The organism is Methanosarcina horonobensis HB-1 = JCM 15518 (assembly GCF_000970285.1).
Taxonomy (GTDB): Archaea; Halobacteriota; Methanosarcinia; order Methanosarcinales; family Methanosarcinaceae; genus Methanosarcina; species Methanosarcina horonobensis.
Genome location: NZ_CP009516.1, coordinates 3,193,180 through 3,212,593, shown reverse-complemented (window position 1 = coordinate 3,212,593; position 19,414 = coordinate 3,193,180). Strand labels below are relative to the sequence as shown.

The 19,414-nt window shown below is 38.2% G+C and carries 26 protein-coding genes; 4 read left to right on the top strand and 22 right to left on the bottom strand.

The features are described 5' to 3' along the window. Window positions 1-120: 120 nt before the first annotated feature. The 15 genes from MSHOH_RS14055 to MSHOH_RS13995 form a co-directional block, all read right to left on the bottom strand. Window positions 121-1,077, bottom strand: coding sequence for a tyrosine-type recombinase/integrase (locus MSHOH_RS14055; protein ID WP_239450984.1), 957 nt, complete (start codon window positions 1,075-1,077; stop codon window positions 121-123). Between the two features lie 11 nt (window positions 1,078-1,088). Further along, the gene (locus MSHOH_RS14050) at window positions 1,089-1,457 is read right to left on the bottom strand and encodes a hypothetical protein (protein WP_158024175.1); all 369 of its coding nucleotides are present in this window, start codon (window positions 1,455-1,457) and stop codon (window positions 1,089-1,091) included. Between the two features lie 69 nt (window positions 1,458-1,526). Continuing rightward, complete coding sequence (locus MSHOH_RS14045; RefSeq protein WP_048140509.1) at window positions 1,527-2,306, bottom strand: AAA family ATPase; 780 nt, start codon at window positions 2,304-2,306, stop codon at window positions 1,527-1,529. Between the two features lie 243 nt (window positions 2,307-2,549). Further along, window positions 2,550-2,678, bottom strand: a complete 129-nt coding sequence (locus MSHOH_RS25720) for a hypothetical protein (RefSeq protein ID WP_275425534.1) — start codon at window positions 2,676-2,678, stop codon at window positions 2,550-2,552. 25 nt (window positions 2,679-2,703) lie between these two features. Beyond that, window positions 2,704-3,111, bottom strand: coding sequence for a hypothetical protein (locus MSHOH_RS14040; protein ID WP_048140507.1), 408 nt, complete (start codon window positions 3,109-3,111; stop codon window positions 2,704-2,706). Continuing rightward, on the bottom strand, window positions 3,086-3,400 hold the full coding sequence (locus tag MSHOH_RS14035; RefSeq protein ID WP_048140505.1) for a hypothetical protein: 315 nt from the start codon (window positions 3,398-3,400) through the stop codon (window positions 3,086-3,088). Before MSHOH_RS14035 ends, MSHOH_RS14040 begins: the two co-directional genes overlap by 26 nt. A gap of 172 nt (window positions 3,401-3,572) precedes the next feature. Next, window positions 3,573-4,091, bottom strand: coding sequence for a hypothetical protein (locus MSHOH_RS14030; protein ID WP_048140503.1), 519 nt, complete (start codon window positions 4,089-4,091; stop codon window positions 3,573-3,575). Window positions 4,092-4,100: 9 nt separating this feature from the next. Continuing rightward, entirely contained in the window at window positions 4,101-5,057 is a 957-nt protein-coding gene (locus MSHOH_RS14025; RefSeq protein WP_048140501.1) for a hypothetical protein, read from the bottom strand. After that, window positions 5,054-7,141 (bottom strand): carboxypeptidase regulatory-like domain-containing protein, encoded by a 2,088-nt coding sequence (locus MSHOH_RS14020; RefSeq protein WP_048140499.1) that lies wholly within the window; start codon window positions 7,139-7,141, stop codon window positions 5,054-5,056. Before MSHOH_RS14020 ends, MSHOH_RS14025 begins: the two co-directional genes overlap by 4 nt. Further along, window positions 7,138-7,515, bottom strand: coding sequence for a hypothetical protein (locus MSHOH_RS14015; protein WP_048140498.1), 378 nt, complete (start codon window positions 7,513-7,515; stop codon window positions 7,138-7,140). Before MSHOH_RS14015 ends, MSHOH_RS14020 begins: the two co-directional genes overlap by 4 nt. A 14-nt stretch (window positions 7,516-7,529) precedes the next feature. Further along, the gene (locus MSHOH_RS23890; RefSeq protein ID WP_162197641.1) at window positions 7,530-7,826 is read right to left on the bottom strand and encodes a hypothetical protein; all 297 of its coding nucleotides are present in this window, start codon (window positions 7,824-7,826) and stop codon (window positions 7,530-7,532) included. Window positions 7,827-8,538: 712 nt separating this feature from the next. Beyond that, window positions 8,539-9,147, bottom strand: coding sequence for a site-specific integrase (locus MSHOH_RS14005; protein WP_048143504.1), 609 nt, complete (start codon window positions 9,145-9,147; stop codon window positions 8,539-8,541). A gap of 229 nt (window positions 9,148-9,376) precedes the next feature. Then, window positions 9,377-9,520 carry a hypothetical protein gene (locus MSHOH_RS23885; RefSeq protein WP_158024171.1) on the bottom strand — a complete coding sequence of 48 codons (144 nt, stop codon included), beginning with the start codon at window positions 9,518-9,520 and terminating at the stop codon, window positions 9,377-9,379. Between the two features lie 1,020 nt (window positions 9,521-10,540). Further along, on the bottom strand, window positions 10,541-10,897 hold the full coding sequence (locus MSHOH_RS14000; protein ID WP_048140495.1) for a hypothetical protein: 357 nt from the start codon (window positions 10,895-10,897) through the stop codon (window positions 10,541-10,543). Window positions 10,898-11,047: 150 nt separating this feature from the next. Continuing rightward, window positions 11,048-11,566: a winged helix-turn-helix domain-containing protein gene (locus MSHOH_RS13995; protein ID WP_048140494.1), complete on the bottom strand. Its 519-nt coding sequence runs from the start codon at window positions 11,564-11,566 to the stop codon at window positions 11,048-11,050. 96 nt (window positions 11,567-11,662) lie between these two features. On the opposite strand from MSHOH_RS13995, the gene MSHOH_RS13990 reads away from it, so the two are divergent. Further along, the gene (locus MSHOH_RS13990; RefSeq protein WP_048140492.1) at window positions 11,663-12,226 is read left to right on the top strand and encodes a hypothetical protein; all 564 of its coding nucleotides are present in this window, start codon (window positions 11,663-11,665) and stop codon (window positions 12,224-12,226) included. 452 nt (window positions 12,227-12,678) lie between these two features. On the opposite strand, the gene MSHOH_RS13985 is transcribed toward MSHOH_RS13990, so the two are convergent. Genes MSHOH_RS13985 through MSHOH_RS13980 form a run of 3 tightly spaced genes read right to left on the bottom strand, consistent with a single transcriptional unit; the run spans window position 12,679 to window position 13,724 of the window. Then, the gene (locus MSHOH_RS13985; RefSeq protein WP_048140490.1) at window positions 12,679-13,221 is read right to left on the bottom strand and encodes a hypothetical protein; all 543 of its coding nucleotides are present in this window, start codon (window positions 13,219-13,221) and stop codon (window positions 12,679-12,681) included. Further along, window positions 13,218-13,340: a hypothetical protein gene (locus MSHOH_RS25715; RefSeq protein ID WP_269849055.1), complete on the bottom strand. Its 123-nt coding sequence runs from the start codon at window positions 13,338-13,340 to the stop codon at window positions 13,218-13,220. The genes MSHOH_RS13985 and MSHOH_RS25715 overlap by 4 nt, the downstream gene beginning before the upstream one ends. A 3-nt stretch (window positions 13,341-13,343) precedes the next feature. Further along, window positions 13,344-13,724: a hypothetical protein gene (locus MSHOH_RS13980; protein ID WP_048140489.1), complete on the bottom strand. Its 381-nt coding sequence runs from the start codon at window positions 13,722-13,724 to the stop codon at window positions 13,344-13,346. Here MSHOH_RS13980 and MSHOH_RS23880 point away from each other — a divergent pair. Continuing rightward, window positions 13,709-13,945, top strand: coding sequence for a hypothetical protein (locus MSHOH_RS23880; RefSeq protein WP_158024169.1), 237 nt, complete (start codon window positions 13,709-13,711; stop codon window positions 13,943-13,945). The two genes, MSHOH_RS13980 and MSHOH_RS23880, sit on opposite strands and share 16 nt — an antisense overlap. A gap of 1,001 nt (window positions 13,946-14,946) precedes the next feature. Here MSHOH_RS23880 and MSHOH_RS13970 read toward each other — a convergent pair. The 3 genes from MSHOH_RS13970 to MSHOH_RS13960 all read right to left on the bottom strand — a co-directional run bounded on the left by MSHOH_RS13970 (window position 14,947) and on the right by MSHOH_RS13960 (window position 17,016). After that, on the bottom strand, window positions 14,947-15,894 hold the full coding sequence (locus MSHOH_RS13970; protein ID WP_048140487.1) for a tyrosine-type recombinase/integrase: 948 nt from the start codon (window positions 15,892-15,894) through the stop codon (window positions 14,947-14,949). Between the two features lie 32 nt (window positions 15,895-15,926). Beyond that, window positions 15,927-16,253 (bottom strand): hypothetical protein, encoded by a 327-nt coding sequence (locus tag MSHOH_RS13965; protein WP_158024168.1) that lies wholly within the window; start codon window positions 16,251-16,253, stop codon window positions 15,927-15,929. Window positions 16,254-16,623: 370 nt separating this feature from the next. Then, on the bottom strand, window positions 16,624-17,016 hold the full coding sequence (locus tag MSHOH_RS13960) for a hypothetical protein (protein WP_048140483.1): 393 nt from the start codon (window positions 17,014-17,016) through the stop codon (window positions 16,624-16,626). 99 nt (window positions 17,017-17,115) lie between these two features. On the opposite strand from MSHOH_RS13960, the gene MSHOH_RS22910 reads away from it, so the two are divergent. Beyond that, window positions 17,116-17,325, top strand: a complete 210-nt coding sequence (locus MSHOH_RS22910) for a type II toxin-antitoxin system RelE/ParE family toxin (protein WP_239450983.1) — start codon at window positions 17,116-17,118, stop codon at window positions 17,323-17,325. Window positions 17,326-17,477: 152 nt separating this feature from the next. Continuing rightward, on the top strand, window positions 17,478-17,684 hold the full coding sequence (locus MSHOH_RS23875; protein ID WP_158024167.1) for a GNAT family N-acetyltransferase: 207 nt from the start codon (window positions 17,478-17,480) through the stop codon (window positions 17,682-17,684). Between the two features lie 419 nt (window positions 17,685-18,103). Here MSHOH_RS23875 and MSHOH_RS13955 read toward each other — a convergent pair whose 3' ends face one another. Continuing rightward, the gene (locus MSHOH_RS13955) at window positions 18,104-19,399 is read right to left on the bottom strand and encodes a sensor histidine kinase (RefSeq protein ID WP_158024166.1); all 1,296 of its coding nucleotides are present in this window, start codon (window positions 19,397-19,399) and stop codon (window positions 18,104-18,106) included. Between the last annotated feature and the right edge of the window lie 15 nt (window positions 19,400-19,414).

The window sequence follows — 19,414 nt, the reverse complement described above, 5'->3', positions numbered from 1 at the left end:
CCTTCTTTTCGTATGATCGAACTATCTATGTTAGTCTTATTTATATATTCTTATTGCAGACTTTATTTTTTCTTTTCTCTCTGCAATGAGTTACCCCCTCAGATTAGCAATTCAGACAAATTAGATCTTTATTCCCAGTTTTGGAATATATTTTAAATAAGTCTCTCTTAGCTCATCATGCTTAATGTGATGATAAATATCTATAGCTTCCTTCCTGGAATCTCCCCGGAGTTCCTGAACATATTCTCGAGGACATCCGGACCTTATCATCCAGGTAGTAAAGAAATGCCGGAAACAGTGAGGGGTAAATTTTTCTTCCAGCCTGCCTGTAGGGTCATGAAATCCTAATTTTTCAGCATGTTCTGTAGTAATATTGTATACAGTATCTCTGCTAATCCGGCTACCCTGAACACCGAGAAAAAGAGCAGGCTTATTTATTCTGTGATTATATCTCCACTTGATATATCTATCAAGGTAAAAAGAACATTCATTATCATAAAAAACGGTTCTATTAGATCGCTTAAAATGATGGTTCTTAAGAATAATCATGTTCTGTTTAGAATAAACATCTGAACGGTCCAGATCTATAAGTTCCTGCCTTCGAATACCTGTTTTAGCAAAAATAAGGAATATTGTTTTAGTTTGCAAATCCTCAGCAGAATTTATTAGATCCTTCATTTGTTCAAGGCTGATAAGTTGTCTTTCTTCAGGAAGAGGATCTTTGTAATATCGTAAATACCTTTTTCGGAATTTGGGAATTATATTTTCCTGAATAATTCCTTCCCATTCCAGATAATCACAGAAACAAGATAAAGAAGCAAAGTAGTTTTCCACTGTCGAGGCTGCATAACCTTTTTCATCCCTTATATGAACCAGGAAGTCTTTCAAATCTACTGGATTTATCTGTATAGAGTATCTGGAAAGAAAATATTTTATGTGGCTCTTGTAGCTTTGGACCGTCCTAGGTGAAAAGTTTCTGACTTGGCAGTCAAGCAAAAAATCAGTAAGAATTTGTGTATAAGGAAATTCCCTAACTGTACATCCATATGAACCATATTTAATCATTTTTCCATACATCGGAATATTAGTTAATTTATAGAACAGTAATAAAGAATATCTGAACGTTCGAGTAAATAATATTCAAGTGACAGATTTAGAGTGTTTTTTAGGTCAAGCAACCTTTTTGATACTTCGTTCAGGAGTTCCTGTTCAATATAAGGCCTGGCTGCAACACGGTTAAACTTCCGGGACTTAATACGAGGTATCACTATAATACTCTTCGTATTTGGAGAATAAGAGCCCTGCAGATATTTTTCCAGAGCCACATTTAGAACATCGTTTAAATCCAGCAGGTTCATTTCCACACAGTCGCATAATTCTTTTTCGATCTGTGTAAATACTTGAATTCTGTTTCTGCGTTCAAATCCCATTACTCGAGGCATAACTATACTTAACATACTACCCTCCCAAGATAAAAAAGAGAATAGAGTATTTAAATGTATAAGTTGCTTTGAGTCTAGGATAGATTAAATAACGGCATTAGATTGCCCGCCTGCTCTTATTGCTTCAGCAATTACTGCAGCTAGTTCTGAGATATCAGTTTTGTTGGTTGATGGTTTACGCTTTTTTGCGTGTATTTCCCCTATGTACCATACATAACCTATTGACTCGTCAGGCCTGCCATAAAATGGGAGTTTTATTTTATCCGTGAATACCCTGTTAGGAAACACAATCATAGCCCATCCTGGCTGAAGTTTTTCAAACTCCCTGTTAAACCTGCTTAGTTTTGGCTGCTCTGCGCTTGGAAAATTCGCCCCCCTCTGGATTACAAGCCATTGAAAAGAAACCCTGAGACCAGGTCGCAGTTTTCGCCAGCCATGAGTACTGCCTATCAAACGGATTTTACGGCTCCTTAACTGTTCTGCATTCAGCTGTATAATTGCCCCTGCTCCGTCCTGATCTGCAAGGCCTTGCCCTCTGCTAGGGGCTATGTTATGCAGTTCGTCAATAAACAGAGCTATTGGCGGGGACCTGTTTCCTTTTGTTGTGTTCTTTGGTATGATATTGTATTTTTTTGCTTCCCGGACCAGGACCTTAAAGATTTTAGCTGTAGTAGGACCTACGAGAGCCGGATCTGAGAGGTAAGGAAATACCGAGATAATGTTTATCCTGTCCCTGTCCAGCAGGTGCCACATATCGGTATAGTTTGAGAATTTGACTATCTCAATATCAAACTGGTTATCCGGGTCAAAGAACTCCGTCTTAACATTGCAGGACTCAGGTACTATTATCCTGCAGGGAGACATCCGGCACAGCTGCAGAATCTCTGAGCTTTTTCCCCGGTCAAACCAGACAACAGTTTCCCAGTCTTTGGGGTCCTGCTTGTCCCGAGCTCCCAGAATTGCATCAACGATCCAGTAAAGGAAATTAGTTTTACCGCTGCCAGTGATTGCTACATCTAAAAGGTGCTCTCCTGGTTGCTTAACGAAGTTGTTAAAAAAGGCCTTTTCCCATCCGGACTTATTTGAAAGATCTAAGAGAGATATAAGTTATCCCTCCGCTTCCGGTTTCTTCTGTTTTTTAAACCATCCGGAAGGCATACGGCCAATTATAAAACCTATAAGGGCCGAGATTCCGCAGATGATATAGGTATAGTTAGTAAACAGTTCACTTGTCATTTGAAAAGTGTCTGGTAACATTGTTTTAATCCCTCCATTTAGTAGCCTGTACTTCTCCGATCATGGAGCCGTCTATTAATTCGTATTTTTGAATTATGTATAAAAGCCGGGTTTGAATCAGATCTAAGGTCGTTTCGAAGGCTGTTCTTTTAAAAAGGGCTGCATGAGCATTTTCTGATACGTCTATGTCAGGTTCGTAAGTGTTTCTTAGTTCTTCTATGTCCGAGTTTATGCTTTCATAGATTTTCTTATCCGCATCTTCCAGCTGGCCTTTGTGTTTTGTGTCCGTTATGGCTTTTGTGAGGGAGTAAATAAGAGAAAGGGAGTTTAACCGCCCGTGAAGGGACCCTTCAACCGTGTAAATTAAGGACCGTAGAGCTTCAGCGAGAAGAAAAGGAAGACCTGGTTTACTGCCGTTCGGGTTTCGCATCATTTACAGTTTCTCCCCTTTTTGGTTTTTTGAATAATCCTCCTATTTTTGAGAACAGGCCTCCGGAGGTTCTGGAGTCTTGAACTTCATCTCCCCGAGGCCAGAATAGAGGGCTTATAGGGTGAGGGGTTGCGAGCTCCACTAGTTCTTTTCTTCCCTGGCGTTCCCTACTAGCTGAGTGTTTGCAGAAGGTATCCAGAAACTTCATAGTTCCAGGAAGAGGGAGTATACTTTCATTAACTGCTGAATACAGGGAAAAAGCCGTTATCTGCTCTTCTGAAAGGTCAAACATTCCTGGGGTTTGGGGATCTATAAGGCCCTGCCCTGCAGCTATCCTGAAAGCTATTTCTGTATTTCCTGCAACTGCAGCGTGTAAGGCCTGTTTTCTTTGCTGCTCTTTATCCTGGCTTACCTGAGTTTGTAAGGCCTTTTTTCTTTCTTCCGGATCCGTGAATTATCCCCCCTTAAAACATCAAGCCAATAAGAACCCCGATAGCAAGCCCGCTAATCATGGATTTTAGCTTTTCTTTTTCATCGGGCTTGATTTTGAAAGCATTTTGTAAGACTGTCGCATCTGTTATTTGCTGAACCAGGTAAGGGTTTGTTCCAAGATGGATTTCTGTCCCATCTCCCCTGTCTAACATGTACTTATCAGGGTCCCTGACTATGTGAGTCGTGACTGTGCAGCCTTTGGCAGCGTCCAGGATATACAGGTCATGCAGGTTTTTACCGTCATTGAGTTTCATGGCAGGGGATCCTAAAGCATAGTCTTCATTTTCTAGCCAGTTCCGGAGCCTGCCATCTATGAGCCTCATTTTTACGAGTTCAAGCTCAGAGGAGCCAGGCAACAATTTAAGAGCCCAGGCTATTTTTCCACGCCTGAATTTTGAGGTTTTAATGCGGATTTTTTTTGGCAGGAAAGACTTGTTTTCCTCTGATTTTGTTTCTGTTGTTGCTTCGGTTTTCATTTCTGTTTCTGACATAGCATAGCCTCATATTGGTTTTAGTGCGTTTATTGCGTCTGCAACTGCACTGATAATTTTAGACATCATGTTAACCCCGGCTTCAACCAGGTTAATGAAAAGTTCGATAATTTTGACATGTGCATTACATACCCGGTTTATTTTTGTCCAGAAATTCCCCCGCCTGCAAAAAGCAGAGCCCAGGATAAAAGATTCAATTGTCAGGAAAGTTGTTTCCGGGTACTCGATAAAGAGCAGGTCAAAATAGAAGATTATAGAATCAATGGTGATGGCTGCAATTTCAAGGACTGAAGCCAAGTAAGGTCCTACTCCTGGGATTTTTTCAACGAAAGATAGGATCATGCTCCAGGACCAGGAAAAGAAATCCCCTGTAAGTTCTGTGAGAGGGGCTAGAGGATCATTATTAAGCTGTTTTTCGAACTCTTCAGGAGTGACAGCATAACATATAAGATCATAATAGCTTGTGCTGGTTGCTGAGACCTGAGAAAACTGAAGAGGGGTTGTTTTAGTCGGGTTATAGTCTTGTAATGTTGCTTCAAGAGGCAGGATCCCGGTATACAGGTCAATATCAAAGTAAGAAGTTTCAACTGAACTGTTTAAGGCCTGCCAATAATACTGTATATGAACGTCATAATTAAGAGCGGTAAGAGTGCCTGATTTTAGAGTTTTATGTTCTATGGAGCCGTTAGGAGTTGTTAAGCTTACATCAAAATTCCACCAGAACCCCCAGTTTTTTGTAGAATTTATCTGCAGTGTATAGATTTCTCCATAGTTATTCAGGACTATTGAGGTATTTGAGTTAGGATCCAGGTTGTATAATTCAACACCTGAAAGAGAAAGGCCTTCTGGAGCTTCAAGACTAAATGATTTAATGTGTTCTTGTGTAATCTCTTCTACAGCTGCAGCTGTCCCGGTGAAAAATATAAAAATAAAAAACAGGAAAAGACAGCCACGCTTAAAAGTCATTTCATTAGCTCCTTAATGACTTTGATGACAACCAGGCTGATAAGTCCAGGTGCAAGGGCTTCAAATTCTTTCATTGATTCTCTGGCTGCCTCCCTTCCCGGGCGGTCTGTAGAACTACCAGAGGATCCAGAAGAACTATCATCATCAGGGATAGAAGAACCATTAATAGGTACCAATTTTATTGAAAGGTAAGTGTCTCCTGATATTGTTACAGTCCTGGTATGAGTGTCATATCCTGTTTTTGTGACTGTGACTTCCCATGAGCCAGATAATCCTTCCTGATCGAAAAGATAATTACCTGTTTTAGAATGAGTTAACATGCTGTAAGTAGTGGAGCCGTTTTTTATCTGAACGTAGGCATTAGTAAGAGGAGCTCCTGTATAATAATCAGTTACGGTTCCGTATAGTGTGTTAGAGCCTGTCGATATTGTTTTTACCAGATAGAAGTTTTTAGAAGTAGAGAGAGAATAAAGTTGAACGTTTCCTGTATACTGGTTGTATCCATCACAGACGATGCTCACAGGCTGAGTACCTGTTAAGGTCGTCATTTCGTAATATCCAAGAGCGTTGGTTACTGCTGAGGAACCGCCGATATAAATTGTGGCTCCTGAGATGGGGGAATTTGTTGAACTGTCGTATACTTTCCCACTGATAAAGCCGTTTCCGGAAAGGATTTTTGCGTAAGCTTCGGCAAGGAGAGTATTAGTCCCCCCTGCCACTGGAGTAACAGCTTTTACATAAATAGAATCTACTGCCTTTCCAGAGATATTAAAAGATATTACTCCTGATCCTGAGAGGTCCCTCCATGATTCAGTATATACATTTGTTGAGCCTGAACGAAGCTGGAGAGTAATATCAGAATTATCAGGGAGATACTTATAAGATATTTTTACGGTGTCATTCTTTTCATAAGTCGATTTATCAAGAGTTAATGAAGTAGTCCCAAGCGGAACAGAGATATAAAAGGAATCGTAAGCTACGACATTATCATAAGGATCTCTGAGATATGCAAAAAAGGAACCTCCCTGAGCTGCAGAAGGAAGAGGCCACGATTTTGTGTAATCTGCTGAAGTGACATCATAAGTATAAGCTGTAAGTCCTGAAGATGTCCTGTAAGAGACTGATACTTTATACCCAGAAGAATAAGCTGGCATATAGGTAAAAATCTGCATTTGGTCGCCGGGTGCGTACTGTTCTTTATCTAGAGTTATAGAGCAGCCAGAGGGTTTATCATATGTAAAGATTCGCGAAGCATAGAAATAATTATTATTTGAGAGGTTGTCATGCTGGAAAAGCCTGATAGAATAGGTGCCGCCCGTTGTTATTAGGTCATTTTCAATTGAATATTCAATGTTTGTAATTGTAATATTGTTTGTTTGTATTATTGAACCAGAGGGGTTGTAAACATTGACAAACCAATAACAATCTGACGGAAATGGATGACCGATAGTAAAATATTGATATTCGTCTAAAGTCTCGAATGATTCATCACAACCTACAACAGCGGGAGAGGTGCATAAATCATAAACGTGTATATTGCATCCTGAATTAACTGAACTGAAGGTTAAAACTATTTTTGTTATTTCGCCTGGACTCGAAACAAGATAACTTTCTGAATCTAAGAAAACCCCATTCCTGTATAGATCCCATCCAGTTCCATAAGCATTTTTTATAAGTTCATACCTGCACGGTATGGGGTTGTCTTTGTTATAAGTGTAATAACTTCCAGGACCCAAGTTATCTAAAACCTTAACACCTGATGAGTTATACAAAGAAACAGTACATCCAGTATCCCAATTTGATGTGTACACCGAATATGACGCCTGAACTGTGAAACCCAAATAACCATCTTGAAAGTCCTGTTCAATTCCGAAAGCTTTAGGAGTATTTTTTGACATAGCCGGAATATAAAACGTTTGCTGATGTCCATAGAGACCTACTGAGCACCCTGAAGTTACAAGCACGAAGGCATCTTCCATACTTTCATCATTTGAGTGACCCCAACCTGTCATTTCCCAAGCTGAACCAGGAACAGCCAGCAGGCAAAGCAACAGCAAGGAGCAAATTACTATTTTTGTCTTCACGTCATCACCCACCACAGGAAGCGAACAGTAAGGAGAGGAACGCCTACAATCAGCAGGAAGAAAGCTGCAAAGTTAAGGGATTTAGGGGCATTGTTCCATATGAGATCAAAATTATCTAAGGGGTTATCAAACCAGGACAGAGGACCTGGCTTTAGGACTATATTGTATTCATACTCTGAATTCAGGGTTACTGTGTCAGTAGTGTTGTAAGTGCCGAGGTACTGAGAGCCTGATTCAGTTACCTGATATAAAGAAAATTCCTGAGAGGGATATAAGTTAAGGTCGCTGAATGTTACGTTAACATCTGCAGCCATTACTGAGCCAGGAAGGAATAAAAGAAGAAGCAGAGGAATAAATAAACGGGAGGGATTCAAGAGAAGCCCCCCTTTTAACGGCCAAAACGAAGCCCTGTGCTTATCGCCCCCAGGATATCGTCAAAGAACCTGAGACAGAACATACAAATTCCTATGGTCATCATAGGACCGATTGCAGCAGAGACCATATCTCCCATAGCCGGGAGGATACCGGTTACTGCACTTATGGCCTCAGTAATGGCAGTTGTGTTTATTGCTGCAGAAGCATTGGCAGAGAGTACCGCCATGCCTCCGGATATTGCGGTGGCAGATTTTAGAGCTACCGATTTAATGTTTTTTCTGGAAAACTTTTCTTTAAATTTTGAGATCATAAAAAATAATTAATCAATTGGATTATAAAAAGAGAATATAAATTAAGAGAAATAAGATAAATAAGTAATTTTACTTAAAAGTTTGAAATAAAAGATGTATGTAACTAACTAACAGAAGGCAGGAAAAAAAGCCCGGAAAAAAACAACAGCGGAAATAACGATGGTGGATTAAATAGATTGAAATTAAGACATCAATTCATCAAAAAAATAGATTCGACCTTTGTAGTGCTTCTCAAGAGCTTCCCATATTTTCTTGGAAACTATCCACTGTCTTGAGGTCAATACTTGGGATGATACCCTCGGAAAACTTCTCGAATATGGCTTTTCTCATCTATTTCGTTTACTCAAAATAATTAACTATTTCTTAGTGTACATCTACGTTAAAATCAGGAAGATGCCCTTATTTTACTTTTTAGTGATGTTGGACGGAAATGCCCAATGCTCAGCATATGATATTTGACCAAGTACAAACCCAAGCCAGATATAGCCAGCCACATCAAAAAAACGCCATGTTAGAAAGCTCATTAAAAATAACATGGCAACTGTTAACCGTAGACCCATTATTGAAAACTCCTATTATTTCATAGTACACTCGATTAATCAGACTCCAATATATATTGGAGTTACTGAGTTATAAATCAAATGACGTCAGCATTTTTCATGTTCAGTTTTTCGGACACTTATTTTGGTAATGAATTTCCAGAACTTAAGATTATATCGAGAAACCCCATGCGATTAGCTGCTTTTTTATGTCTCTTAATTCATCATCTGAAAAGGCAAGCCCCTGATAATGACGCATAGAGGTTAAGGAATCATGACCCTGCCGTAAACATACGGTAGACTCAACAACCCCTGAAGCAATTAACCAGGACTCCAGTGTTTTTCTACTTGACTTTACAGAAAGACCATAAGGGTTTATGCCTGCAGACATAGCCCATCTTTGAAGGTTCTTATTCCAGGTACTTTCTAAGGGAGGTTTACGGGCCTGCCAGAAGTCCTTTAGAAGATAATTGAACATGGAAGGTAAAGGATGAATAGTTCTTTCTAACTGTCTTCTTTTGTGTTTCTTTTGTGCCTCTTCCGGGAGATGAATTATATTTCTTTTCTCATTGTACCAGGCAGGATTATCATAGAGCCTCAAAAGCTCTGCGTAGCGCATACCTGTAATTAGAAGAATATCTAAAGTTGTTTTATGCTGATCTTTTGGAATAGTGGCTTTTAATGCTTCATATTCTTTAGGAGTAAGGATTCTTACATCTTTCACATAGAAATGTAAAGCTTCAGAATCTTTTTCATAACCTGATTTAGGGTATTTTACCAAAAAATCACCAAAGTAAGTATACACAGCTTTTATTTAAACCTGCGTACTTTTGATGTTTTTGAGCCAAAATTACCGCATAATTATACCAAATCATGAAGAATGCACAGGTTTTACCTTAAAACTTGTGTGTTCTTTATAAGAGATGGGAATATCTAAGACCCTTTTTTGAAGCCATTTTCAGACCTCTATGTATTGTTCAAAAATTGAAAAAAAGGAAAAAAGGTATTTATCATACCTTTACCGCTGAGGCTAGATTGTGCAGATCAATTAATACCTGGTCAGCAATATCGGGAGCAACAAAGCAGAGAGCTAAGAAGAAGATGATTGCAATCAACAGATATGTCATGAATCCTGCGTGGAATACAGTTGACATAATATGTCCTCCTGTTATTTATTTGACATGAGTTCTTTTTACTTCATGCAAAGTTTTATTACTCTGTACAAAAAAAAGGAAAGATTTCAGTAGATTGCAATTTTCAGAGTTATATACAATCGCAAAGTACAAGTACATGTACGATACAATTAGAAATGGTATATTATTGCAATGTTTTGAAATACTTTCCTTAAACATAAGTCTGTAAGTTGTAGGGAGTCACGATCCCAACAACTTACAAGCTTTCTAACTTTATTACTTCACTGGTTCACCTAACCTAGCATATAGTATTTAATGGGAACTTTAAATTTTTTCGTTTTCAGGTTCTAGTGCCTTTATGATCCGTATACTCTTGATTTATAAGAACATAAAAGCTTTCTTTGTATGTTCCCTTTTATTGCTCAATTTTTTGGTAATGCAGGTAGTATAAATGCTGTAGTTACTTATATTTGTTTTTCATCCCAGATTTGAATACAATCCAGACTTGAATACAATCCCAGGTTTGAATACAATCCTAGATTTGAATACAAAATGATAACCCTTCATTTTATGTGATAAATGATCTATCTGTTACCACATTTGGTAACAATTAGCGGGGCCCTCTTTAAAATAAAATTTTTTTGCAATGTCGCAGGTTTGCTGTAAATTTGAAGTTAGATAGTTATGTAGATTTATATCGTAGTCTATAGTTTATACAGAATGCTGTTTTCCATGGATACATTGATTTTGATATAAAACCTATGTATGTAGGAAATATCTTAATTACTCCTAAAAGACTAAAAGTTTAAGCCCGAACACGATTTTGAAAAAAACGCTTTAATTTTCTATAGATATCATATCCGGAGTATTTGGCTCTGTAGAATGCCTATGAAATAATAAATATTCGTTATTCTGCACTGATCTTGTGATCTCTATTTCCCACAGTTAATTGTGGCCCCTTAATGCTGATTAAAATAGGTTTTGTACAGAGCCGAGTATTTAGATTAATAAATAATGCTGATTAGAATCAATTGAGAGTACTTAAGATTTAGAGGATAAATCTTTGAATAGATCTGGTTTTTCAGAAGCTATTTGTTCTAAATTTCTGATTTCTCCATAAATATTTTCATAATTTTTAATTAATTGACCAAAAAGTTTGTGCATTCTAACCATCTGTTGAGGCGGTACCCTGACCAGTACCTCATCAGTAAAATGCCCTTCATCCTTATCCTCCAGTTGATTAGTATCAAACACTTCACTTTGAATCATGTAAATGAAATAGCCCTCTCTGATTCCTGCAAAAACTCTATCCTGCGTAACTTCCCTATAATTATCAGACTTTTCTGTTTTCACCTTTTGTGGAGCATAACTTAAAGAGATTTTTTTATCTGTTTCCATGATTTCACCTCAACAACCTAGAATTATTATTAATTTCCTAGTGCTTCGATTCCAAAATAAATTCCCTATTTGTTGAGAAATTCGTGATCGTGGGATAGATTCAACCGTCAATTTTTGTGAACATACTTCGGAATCGCAGTACTAGTGATATTAATTTGCCATCATAGTAGCTTCAGATTGGTTTAACAAAACTTTAATGACACTATCAGAGGCAGCTGCACAGTCTACATTAAATTTACTATCATTGCTGTCCAAATTTAACATAATTCTTGTCATTGGACTGGTGGTGGAGTTTTCATCTAACGTTTGTATGAGATAATTACTCGACTGTGGTACCTGAATTGCGTTCATCAAATTATTGATAATTCCTTCTCCAAACTCTGTGATATCGTAAAAGGAATAACTATCTACGTTTTCCTTTTTAATATATTCATTTTTAACCAATGAACCTTTTTGCAGTTTTTTGATGTGGTATGTTAATTTGCTACTGTAATTTGATGGGATATCTAATTCGCTCATTATTTGTGAAAACGACATTTCGCCATATTTGAATAGTACAAAAAAAACGGCCAAACCAATATCACTATTCAACGCATCGATTGCTCGCCTAAGTTCAGCAGGCAATTCGTTCGCATACGCTTTTATTTTTTCATTTTCATCTATGCCCATAGTAATCTCCTCCATCAAATTACGTATAATTTAATTTACTTTAGTATAACTGATTTTACTTATACTTTTTTATGTCGTAAAAATAACTAAAATTGTGTGATATCCAAAAATACTTCAGAGCGATGGAATATTTTTCAACAAAAAAAAGCAGAGTCTATTATCTCTCATAAAGGCAGGATTCACATTATCATCTATGGTGCATATAATCCACCTGGAGATGGAGAGCATTTGGGAGAAAAGGAAAGGCTGATTAAACTTCGGGACTATTTGAGAAATAATGGTTATATCAGCACTTACATTGTTGAAGATTTCCCTTCTGATGAAAAATCAATTAGCTCAAACCTTGATAAGAGCTTTGATTGTTTGAAGTTTGCCGATCTAAATATACTTGTCTTTACATGTAGGGGAAAAACAGATAGCGTTACCAGTGAATTAAAATATGTAATTGGAAATAATTTACTCTCAAAGTGTAGAGTGTTTGAGGAGACTCACAATGGTATTCCTGCCATGGGCACATTATTAAAGGAAGAATTACGGACGGAAAGATATCATGTTGTGTCAGTTGAGTATGATAACGACATTGATTTACATGAACACGTCTTAGGTGATGTGTTTTCTTTCTTTGAAAAATACATCCGAACTTCGAGACAAGTCAATTAGAAGACACCGAAATAGACAACTTTCTTGAATTATCGATTCCTGCTTGCTACTTCAGGTTCTTTTTTGTTAGTAACTAACTACTTTATTCTGAAATCTCATGGATTATCTACAAAAAAGAGATTACTGGTTGCGAAAATATAATTTCAAACATTTTCAAACGTTTCAAACATGATGTTTGAACTTTTGTAACAGATAGGATTCATTTTACAAATTTCATTTACAAGTTATGAAGATAATATAAAATAAGAGAGATAAAAAATAAGAGAAAATTTTGGATTTTTGCCCAAGTAACACAACTTTCCTTGTATCACTTTTTCATTTTGAGGAAATTATCTTTCCCTCATTCAGTCACTATATAAATGGTATCACAATTTTCACCTTTTTTCATCAAAAATTCAAACATCATGTTTGAAATGTTTAAACATAATGTTTGAATTTTACAACGTAAACTTTTATTGTTTTTTTAGGTGGATTCTCATTACTCTTTTCTTTCCTGGAACTGGCTCATAAACCACATCAGAGAACGTCTCCGCCATTTTTTGCATCAATCGTGTCGCCTTCATAGTATTCTTTTTATCCCATCCGAACAAGTTCATGATATCTCTGTTTTTCATTGAAAGGCTCCGTTTGAGTTCTTCATAGAGATGGTTTTCTAAACTCTGCTCAGGATTTCCTTGAATCTCCCGGATAAAGCTAGTTTTCTGTCTGAGTTCCTCTAGTCTCTCTTTTTTTTCCGGATAGTATGGATCTTCAGGATCTTGGATCTCCTCATCAAGTCCTAGGAGAAGTTCCAGATCTGCAATCCTTGACCTATCCTTAATCTGTTCCATTTGTGTGTGATCTATGCGTTCTGAAATCTCTGAAAGTATCCCCTGCAGGGCAGCTTGAAAAAACTCGGGTTCTTCTCGGAAAAGTTCCTTTATGGCTTCCTTGACAACTTCCCCTGATCCCAGGTTTAAAGGAGTTCCAAACATTTCTGCAGCTACAGAGTTCATTTATTTTCCTCCTTTGGCTGTAGCTCTATAATGTCTATGAACTCCCTGAGCCTAGCTCTGATTTCCTCATAATTAAGGAAGGAGCGAGCAGGAAGTTCAGCAATTATTCTGGCAGCCACAAATTACACCGCCCTTGAAATTACTGATTTCCAGCAGACACTTTTGACTCCGGAAAATTCAGATATTTTTAAGGCTGCTGCAGGGATCCTGAAAAAAAGGAATGGTTCTCCACTTTTATGAACCATCAGGATATACTCACCCTTATTTTGAATCAGGCTTTTGTGCTGCTCTGCAGAGAAGGCAAACCTTCCTGATCTGGTCCCAGATCCGTGACTATGATCAGATACAGAAACCTGGCAGGATTTAATCTCTACAGGCTGCCCATTTATTTTGAGGTCAACTATTCCCTTATAATCAAATTGAGCGTCAGGATATAGGGTCCTGACAATCTTCTCAATAAGGCAACCGTTCCGGGCAGCAAGGGCATTTGATTCTGGCGCCATTAAAGCCACACCTCCGAACAGATCCCGGAGGCAAGCCCTATAAGAAAGATACTCAAATAAAAAAGAGTGAAAAATATAATCTCATCCCGACTCACAGACCCACCCCCGAGAGGAGAGAAAAACAGAAGGTGAACATCAGAAGACCGAAGAAGAGGCAAATAATGAAAGTTAAAAGGCAAAGACCTATACTGGATATTACCTTCATGCCCGGACCCCCTTGAAAAGAGATGTAGGTAAACTACCGCCGCTAACTCCGGTAAATTTAGATGCTGGGATGTTAAATGATCTTAGACAGTCTGAGTTAGAACAGACATAACCGCCCTTTCTGGTCCTTCTGTATATTCTAATAGATCCACAGTAAGGACAACAGGTACGTAATCTTTCATCACATTGTGAAAAAAACTTTGTGTTTTCAACTACGTTACTATTCTGAGTTAAAGCATAGCTTCCGCTATCTATTGTATCATTTTTCATTATTGCAAGCTCATTCAATTAGTACGAAAATTCTGGTAAAATTTCCGTCTAACTTTTAGTTGAAATTTATAAATATAAAAAGCTTTTTAAACTTTCAGAGGTCATTATATGTTAGGCTGTATTTCGACCTGCTGGTAACAGGGACCTTGTCATTTAGGATGGAAACTTTTTTAAAAAGTTGCAAGCTCGACATTCTCAAAATGACGCAAAGGTTTTACGATAATATCAGCTTCTAGTGAGTACATGTAAGGGGTAATGTCGGGCTCTATAAGAGTTCGAATCTCCCCCTCAGCGCCTAACTTCTCTGGTTAACATTACTAAAAATGGTCTTTTTTTGTTCGTTTGTTAAGAAACTATCTTCTTTTTGAGTCACGGCACTGAAAGACAAACTTATCTTTTTTTTGGCTTCACTATTGAATTAATAACAAATATAGAATAGAGCCAATAGTATAAGCAAGAAAGTAAAGAGAAAAATTGAATCAATAAATGAAGCTGTTGATGATAACCATGGAAACCCATCTTTTATGCTTTCCTGAAATGCAGCATCTTTGTTTATGTTGAGACAAAGGAGAATTACGAGGAATGCACCCGTTCTAAAACAAAGCCAATAAAAACCAGCTTTGAGGCAAAACTTAGTAAAGTTATATAACCGCATGTACTCCTTATTTGATTCAGTTATTATCACTGAATCAATCCGTTTTAACACTCCCATAGAAAAAAGTAAAGATGAAAAACATATAAACTTTTTTCATATATTTGTTTTCAGCTGTGGAATGTATCTTAAGTAACTCTCTTTTATTTCTATCTGGGTTATGTGGTCATAAATGTCTATGGCTTCCTTCCTGGAATCACCCCGGAGTTCTTGTATAATTGAACGAGGGCAGCCAGAGCGCCTTAGCCAAGTAGTAAACCAGTGCCTAAAACAGTGAGGGGTGAATTTTTCGTGTAGTCGGCTTTTGGAGTTATGGAAGCCTAAACGCTGAGCGTGTTCTGTGGTTGTTTCATAGACTGCGTCCCTAGAGATCCTGGAACCCTGCACCCCTACAAAGAGCGTCTTCGATTTGATTTTGTGTTCCTGGCGCCAGGATAGCCAGGCCTCGAGGATCTGAGCACATTCTTGATCAAAAAAGACTACTCTATTACTTCGTTTTGCGTGAGGTTTCAGGACTGCATACCTGCTTTCTATGTAGAGGTCCTTGAGGTCGAGGTCTATAAGTTCCTGCCTTCTTATCCCGGTCTTGGCAAAAAAGATAAACATGGCTTTCCAGCCTATCCATTCAGCTGAATCTATCAGGGCCCGCATTTGCTCCAGGCTGATTAGCTGGCGCTCTTCGTGCCTTTGTTCTTTGTAGTATCTTAAGTACCGTTTCCGGAATTGTGGGACTATGTTTTTTTCGATTACTCCTTCCCATTCAAGCCAATCAAAAAAAGAAGAGAGCACCGCGAAATAGTTTTCCACGGTAGACGGAGAATAGTGTTTTTTACCCCTGATGTGGACCAGGAAGTCTTTGAGGACCTCAGGTGTAAGGTCTATGGAATGCTGGGATAAGAAGTATTTCAGGTTGCTTTTGTAAGACTGGATTGTCCTGGGAGAGAAATTACGGACCTGACAGTCTAGTAAAAAATCAGTAAGAAAAGATGTTTCGGGAAGATCCCGGTCTATACCTAAATCCAGAATGAGGTTATTTTCGTACATCGAAAACTAAAGAAAATATAATTTCAACTGTATTAAGATTGTGGAACGCTTTCTTTGATTCTGGAAACGAGCATGTGCATGTTTTGAGTGGTTATGTGTTCGGCTATTGCGTTAATTCCGTTTTCGAGTATCTGTTTTTCTAGGACTGAGCAGGACCCGAGGGTTTCAAGGGTTTCAGGCATGAGATATTGTTTTTCCTGAAGGTATTTTTCTACGGCAGTATTGATTGTGTTGCTGAGGTCTAAACCGTGCATGTCAATGGTTTGAATCAAAAATTTTTCCATAGACAGCCAGACTTGTCTTCGGTCTTTTTTCCCTAAACAGAGGTCCCTAGCCACTACGATAGAATGTAGTTCCATACTGCACTCCCAAAAAAAGTATGGATTTTATGGAATTTATACGTTTTTATATTTCTCTTGCACGTGATTCGGTTAATTTGAAAAATAGATACTGAAAAATGATTGCAAGGAGAATACAAATTATGCATAAATCCAGAGTTGAAAAATAAATAAATTCTCCGTTTATTTCCATGTTTCACCGCCTTTATGATTGCGGAACTACGGCTTTTAGGGCTTGTTACGAGATCTTCAAGGGATACGCTTGATTTTGATGTCCTGGGTTTGTGTTCGGGTTCGAGATGGCCGAGATATCTGATATAGCCGAGGTCTTCACCTTTTCCGTACCAGGGTATCCGGATCTTATCCGTAAAGGTCTTTGTGGGAAAGGCTATTATTGCCTGGCCGGGTTCGAGTTTTTCAAAGAGCGGTTGAATCGGTAGAGCTTTGGCTGTTCGCTGCTGGGATAGTTGGCGCCTCTGAGGGAGATTAAGAACTGGAAAGAGGACCTTATGCCTGGCCGGAGTTTTCGCCAGCCATGAGAGGATGCTACGAGTCTGACGGGTGCCATCCTGGAGAGCTGCAGGACTTCGGAGGATTTCCCCCTATCAAACCAGAGAAGAGTTTCCCAGAGGTCTGGAGGGAGTTGAGTCCGAGCGTTGAGAAAGCCGTACAGTAGCCAATACATGAGGGTTGTTTTTCCTGATCCTGTGTTCCCGATCTCCAAGCCGTGCTGGCCAGGAGAAGGGATAAATTCTTTAAATAGTTTTTCTTCCCAGGAATTCATTTAGAAGTCCTCAACGGGAAAGGTATCAAGTTCAACATAGTAGATGACTTTTTTAGCAGCCTTGAAAAATGACATATCAGGTAGTTTTATCACCCGATTTTGAAAAAGAAACAAAGGTCCTCTTCAAAAAGGATTCTGTTCTTTATAGCCGTTTTAAGAAAAACTGTCAACAGTATTCTAGAAAATCCAGAGTGTGGAAAACCTTTGCGGAATGTACTTAAAGGACTTCGCAGAGTTCACATTGGCCACTTCGTTCTAATCTATGAAATAGATAATACTAATGAAACCATCACTTTTTTTGAAGTTTAGTCCTCACGACAAAGCATATAAGTGAAATTCCTTTTTCTTTGCCTTTCCTTTTCCAGGACTTCCTTAACTAAATATATAGGATTTGAGGAAGTTTCATATCTGTATATATTAAATGGAATTCCTGTAGGATTTGCGTCGTTGTAGAAGATATAGTGAATATTGATCGTGAGGTTTATGATACCTGGAAATTAATAGACATTTACACGTTCCCCGCATTTAGAAGAAGAGGGATATCAACAGCCTTGATAGAAAAAGGTATTTATGATCTGCTTGAAGATCCAGATTTATTGCTGGTTGAGTATCCTCTGTCTGAATACTCGGCTGGAATCATTGCTGATTTGGAGCATAAGGCTGTATAGTGTGACAATAAATGAAACCATATATTTTCTGATAAAAATTCTACTATTTTTTCACTATCAGAAGGCATTCTTTAAACTGCATCTGTTTTTCTTATATTTTTTATAATAACCCTTTACTCATCGAAATTAACAAGCATATTCCTAAAAGATTTGTAATGAATAAGTTTATACTTGTATATCTTTGACTCAATCTGCGGATCTGTACGAGAATCTTTTAATCTGTAGGTTAGTCCTACGAGGTTTAATTTCTCCCCCTCAGCGTATAATCTCAAGGCTTTTTCTGAATATCTTTTTATCTCTTTTTGTTTTATTGGTTCTCAACCTCAAGAGTTGCCGCATTTTGTACATTAGAAACCGCATAAGTATGTTTTTAATCAGAGACCGAAACTCTATCTGCAGGAGTTTCAGTTCTCACTTTTTCAGCCTAGTTTCCCATTTTTCAGTCTGCTGAAGTGAATATTGAACTTTGTCCCGCTGTCTCTTATAAGTTCGATAGAACCTTCTATCTGCTCGACAAAAATATTTACAAGCTGCAGACCCAGGGAATCTGTGTTCCTAAAGTCCACCCATTCCGGAATTCCCTGACCATCATCTTCTACGGTCAGTATAAACGGCAAATCGTTTTCGTTCAGGCAGTCTGGTACTGTTCTTGGATTTCCAGAGTTTTCGTATTGTTTTTCATATTTCTTCACCCTGGAAAGGCTTATGCAGATTTTCCCTTCTTTTCCAGCCGGAAAGGCATACTTCAGGGCATTTGAAACCAGTTCGTTAACAATAATGCCAAGGGCTACTGCAGTGTTTGTTTCAATATATACCTGCTCAAGATCCAGCTTCAAACTGATCTCGTCTTTTCCCACTCTGTATGAACCGAAAAGACCTGCAGTGAGTTTCCGGAGGTAATCTGAAAAGTCAATTGTATCTGTTTCTTCTGTGTAAAGTTCCTGATGGATTAAAGACATCGAAGCTATGCGGTTCTGGCTTTCCCGAAAGGCTTCAAGAACCTCAGGGTCAGTAAACTTCTCAGCCTCGAGACTGAGTAGGGATGAGATCACCTGAAGGTTATTCTTTATCCTGTGATTTATTTCTTTTATGTGTGCGTCCTTAATTATTTCCAGGGAAATCTCTGCTAATTTATGCCTGGTAATATCACGAACGAATCCCTGTATTTCTCCGGGCTTTCCGTAGCCTGCCGGAATTTTCTGAATAACCTGCCGAACCCATTTTATTTCTCCATCCCTGCTCCGTATCCTGTACTCAAACTCGGTTGAGACAGTCGGGTTGGATAGAGTTTTTTCGATATTCTCAAAAATTAGAGCCCGGTCTTCAGCTATGACTATTCCTAACCATTTTATTCTGCGGGATAAAAAATCCTCTATACTGTATCCGGTTATGTCATTAACTGCTCCGTCAATGAATACAGGTATAAAGTTCTCATCTACCCTGAATCCTATGAAACCTTCGATGTTTTGAACGAGTAGACGATAGTCGTCTTCCTCGATCCGTAAATTATTTGCCGAATATGTGCTTTCGGTTTCATCTCTCCAGAGAAAAACTGTTCTTCTCCAGGTTTCAGCATTTATTTCTGTCTTTTCTATCTTTTGGCTTGTTAAAAATAAAGGAACTAACAGGAGGACTACACTCTCCATATATTGTTTAGATTTCCGGAAAATTGTGTCGCAGAGTCCTGCTCTTGTACTTCTCTTTTTATTCAGCATTTTACCTCCTTTTTA